The 2652-nt window shown below is 34.3% G+C and carries 3 protein-coding genes and 1 pseudogene; 3 read left to right on the forward strand and 1 reads right to left on the reverse strand.

From position 1 onward, the window contains the following. Positions 1–503: pseudogene (locus ACILQF_RS12420) on the reverse strand (hemolysin); the annotation flags it as partial. Between the two features lie 153 nt (positions 504–656). On the opposite strand from ACILQF_RS12420, the gene ACILQF_RS12425 reads away from it, so the two are divergent. The 3 genes from ACILQF_RS12425 to ACILQF_RS12435 form a co-directional block, all read left to right on the forward strand. Further along, positions 657–1562, forward strand: coding sequence for a helix-hairpin-helix domain-containing protein (locus tag ACILQF_RS12425; RefSeq protein WP_395627719.1), 906 nt, complete (start codon positions 657–659; stop codon positions 1560–1562). 3 nt (positions 1563–1565) lie between these two features. After that, positions 1566–2093: an adenine phosphoribosyltransferase gene (locus ACILQF_RS12430; RefSeq protein WP_395627720.1), complete on the forward strand. Its 528-nt coding sequence runs from the start codon at positions 1566–1568 to the stop codon at positions 2091–2093. Positions 2094–2236: 143 nt separating this feature from the next. Then, positions 2237–2652, forward strand: a 416-nt coding sequence (locus ACILQF_RS12435) for an acyl-CoA dehydrogenase family protein (RefSeq protein ID WP_395627721.1), incomplete at its 3' end; no start/stop codon positions are given.

Genomic DNA, 2652 nt, shown 5'->3' on the forward strand with positions numbered 1-2652 from the left:
GTTTTATACGTTGAAACCTCTCCAGCTGGAAATATCCCAATCGGGACACCTGATTTAAGGAGTTGAATAGTGGTTTTTATCCCACTTATGCTAGATGTGTTTTCTAGATTTTCAAATGGGTTAACAGCAATTAGGTATTCAGATAAATTCGGAATTTTTTTAAGCAAGAAATTGGCCATCAGTTTTGAATCTGGCCGAACCATGCTCATTATCTTTAATAATATTAAGCCTTCAATTCCGCCATAAGGATGATTAGCAACCACAATAAAGCCACCCTCTTTAGGAAAATGTCTTAACTCTGTTTCATCAATTTCTATTGATATACCTATAACTTCTAAAATTTTATCAATAAATTTTATCCCATGAAGATGTTCTGCTTTTTCAAAAACATCGTTCACTTCATTAATCTTCATGATTTCCATTAATAATGAAGCTAAGCCTGGCATATAAAACTTATTTAATTTAGTTGCCTCCGCAAATTCTTTCTTATTGATGATTTTCATTTCTTAATCTAAAAATTGAATTAAATAACGCTAAATTAAAAATTTTATGCTTATCTTCAGATATTCTGTTTTGCTTTAGATACCCCAGTGCCAGAGACTTTTATATTCTGGTATTCCAAAGGACAGCTATTTTTTAATTTTATTTTTAAAAATATGCGGGGTGCAAAGAAATCTATAAAATCATTCTTTGGTTTTTCAAAAAAGGAGTTGAATGGCATATTCTTACTGTGTTTATTGACTATCATGGTTTTGGCTAGTCCCGTTTTTTACAGAAAACTCAGTAAAGCACCTCAATATAATTTTCAGAAATTTAAATTGGAAGTCGAGTCTTTCAAGAATTCTTCCCAGTTGATTGCTGAGAAAAACTCGAAGCTTAATCTTGTAAACGTTCAATATTTTGAGTTTGATCCTAATTTGATTTCGGATAATCAATGGGAAAAACTCGGACTTTCTATCAAGCAGATTAGAGTTGTTCGCAATTATGTAAATAAAGGAGGGCGTTTTTTTAAAAAAGAAGATTTAAAGCGCATCTATTCAATTCCGGAATCCCAATATTTACTACTCGAGCCTTATATTCGTATTGCAGAGTCTAAATCTGAGCGTAAATATCCTGAAAAAAATAAGTTTACAAAGTCTGCAAGCTCTAATTTATCGAGTCAAATTACGGTTATTGAGCTTAATTCGGCTGATTCTGTCACGCTTTTAAAAATCCGAGGTATAGGGCCCGCTTTTGCTTCCCGAATTATTCGCTTTAGAAATAGATTGGGTGGCTTTTATAAGTTGGAACAATTGCGTGAAGTTTATGGGATTGATTCCCTTAAATATTCTCAGATTCAAAATCAGCTGACACTCAATAGTAATCTAATTCAAAGGATAAATGTAAATACTGTAAGCTTCGACCAATTTAAAATGCAGCCTTATTTGTCTTATAAACAGATTAATGCGTTGATCCAGTATCGCTCTCAGCATGGTAATTTCAAAAATATTGATGATTTAAAGAAAATTGTCCTTCTGAATGAAGAAATTATACGTAAAATTGAGCCATACCTTACATTTTAAATTATGATCAGTAAGAAACTTGATTCTGCCATTCGCGATATTGCCGATTTTCCAAAGCCTGGAATTATTTTTAAGGATATAACTCCTATTTTAAAAGATGCTCAATTATGTTCAGCAGTAATTGATGAATTTGTCAAACAATTGGAAGGCATAAATATTGATGTGGTTGCTGGAATTGAAAGCAGAGGTTTTTTATTCGGTTTAATGCTTGCCAACAGATTGCAAATACCATTTGTTCCAATCCGTAAAAAAGGAAAGTTGCCTTTTACAACCATTGAGGAGCCTTGCGAATTAGAATACGGTTCCGCCATTTTAGAGCTGCATAAAGACGCAATAAGTCCCGGGCAAAGGGTTTTGATTCATGACGACCTGCTAGCTACTGGCGGTACTGTAAGTGCAGCTACGCGTCTTGTACAAAAACTTGATGGTCAAGTGGCTGCATATGCCTTTGTAATTAGTCTTGATTTCTTAAATGCGAAGGATAAACTCAAAATAGTGTCAAAAAATATTATTTCTCTCGTATCCTATTAACAAGTGTAGCTAATAAATTCTTTGCTAATTAATCCCATTGTTATAAATTGAACCGGAAACCGATTCGTACTATTTTTATTTGAGTTTTTAAGTCCTAAAAACTGGCCTTCTTATTGTTATACTTGCACAAAAACCAATTATTTATGCAAGCAATAACAAGTCCTGACCTTAATGGGATAAATTTTAATTTAACTGAAAATCAGACGATGATAATCGCCATGGTGCGTGATTTTGCCGAAAAGCATATCCGCCCGCATGTGATGGAGTGGGATGAAGCTCAAACATTTCCAGTAGAAACATTTAAAAAATTGGGTGAATTAGGATTGATGGGAGTTCTTGTTCCAGAAGAGTATGGTGGTTCCGGATTAGGATATTTTGAGTATGTGAGTGTAATATCAGAAATTTCTAAGGTTTGCGGGTCAATTGGCTTGTCTCTCGCTGCACATAATTCATTATGTACCGGGCATATCATGGCCTTTGGTAATGAAGCGCAAAAACGGATGTGGCTACCTAAATTAGCTTGTGCTGAGTGGATAGGTGCTTGGGGTCTCACCGAGGC

This window comes from Daejeonella sp., from assembly GCF_044232565.1.
GTDB lineage: Bacteria > Bacteroidota > Bacteroidia > Sphingobacteriales > Sphingobacteriaceae > Daejeonella.